The organism is Acinetobacter sp. V2, from assembly GCF_001188385.1.
Taxonomy (GTDB): domain Bacteria; phylum Pseudomonadota; class Gammaproteobacteria; order Pseudomonadales; family Moraxellaceae; genus Acinetobacter; species Acinetobacter oleivorans.
Window position 1 is genome coordinate 244,405 of sequence record NZ_JZFB01000004.1, and the last position, 1,168, is coordinate 245,572.

2 protein-coding genes and 1 riboswitch are annotated in these 1,168 nt (G+C 38.4%); both genes read right to left on the bottom strand.

Annotation, left to right across the window (positions count from 1 at the left end; all coding sequences use genetic code 11):
- Positions 1-37 precede the first annotated feature (37 nt).
- Positions 38-418 (bottom strand): fluoride efflux transporter CrcB, encoded by a 381-nt coding sequence (gene crcB / locus UC75_RS14095; RefSeq protein WP_005301974.1) that lies wholly within the window; start codon positions 416-418, stop codon positions 38-40.
- Between the two features lie 126 nt (positions 419-544).
- A riboswitch (Fluoride riboswitch) is annotated at positions 545-611 on the bottom strand.
- A gap of 45 nt (positions 612-656) precedes the next feature.
- Positions 657-1,067, bottom strand: a complete 411-nt coding sequence (locus UC75_RS14100; protein ID WP_005301972.1) for a GFA family protein — start codon at positions 1,065-1,067, stop codon at positions 657-659.
- Positions 1,068-1,168: the final 101 nt, after the last annotated feature.

Sequence of the window (1,168 nt, forward strand, 5' to 3'; positions counted from 1 at the left end):
TACCTAAAAAGTCATGATTGTATCTACTCAGCCAAAATCAGTTGCCCGCCACCCAATAATAAGTCGCCAACCCCAAACACGTAAAAATTAACGATCCAATTAAATGAATGGAAATTCCCAACATCGCCATTCCCAACTTACCACTTTGCAATAAAGTCACAATCTCAATTGAGAACGTTGAAAACGTAGTTAAAGCACCACAAAAACCCGTAATCACAAAGAGCTTATAATTCGGGCTTAAATCACTTTGAGAAAAGTAGGCAATCGCAAAACCAATAATAAAACCACCGACCAAATTAACAGTGACAGTACCGAGTGGAATTTGCGGGTAAATCGGGTTAAGTTTTAAACCTAAAAACCAACGTAACCACGCCCCTAGAACTGAGCCTAAAGCAATTGAAAGTAGAGAATAATACATAAGACCACCCCTTTAGATAGACGCTAAAAGAGCAAAAAATAATGAAGGAAAATATGACATGGCGTACTCCAAAAATAAGCAGAGTACGCAATAACCTACGTACCCAGCGATATATAAATACATGAGGGTAACGTAGGCATCATTAGCCAATACGGCGGTTTTTCAAGGGAGGAATGCCCTCTCCCCGTTTTAAGTATATTAGATCATCTTGAATTTGATTTAAACATACTTTGTAAAATCATGGACGTTCATCGTATTGCGGTAAATCATCACGAATACATTCCCACTCTGCCTTAGAGGCAGCAAAAATATGCATTGTCGGTTTTTGCTCTAATGGTGTATCTAGTGTCCCAATTCTTACACGATACAGTTCAGGCTGAGCATCACGCGAACTAATCAAAGGTGAACCACATTCGCTACAGAACCAGCGGTACACACCTTCCACAGCGAATTTTTTAACTAAGTTTTCACCTTGGGTGATTTTAAAATCTGTACTTTTAACAGGAGCATTCGTGGCAAATGCTGTTCCATTGGATTTTCGGCAACGTTGACAATGGCATTGAATGATATCCCCGATATCGCCTTTAATTTCATAGCGAATACCTTGGCACAAACAACTTCCTTGATAAACTGGTGATGCTTGAGACATGTTCTCGTAAATCCTATTATTATTGATCGCTCAAAAATAACACTTTTCACATATCAAAAATAGCACCAAATTCGCTGTTATTTTTCTAAGAATAAATGCAC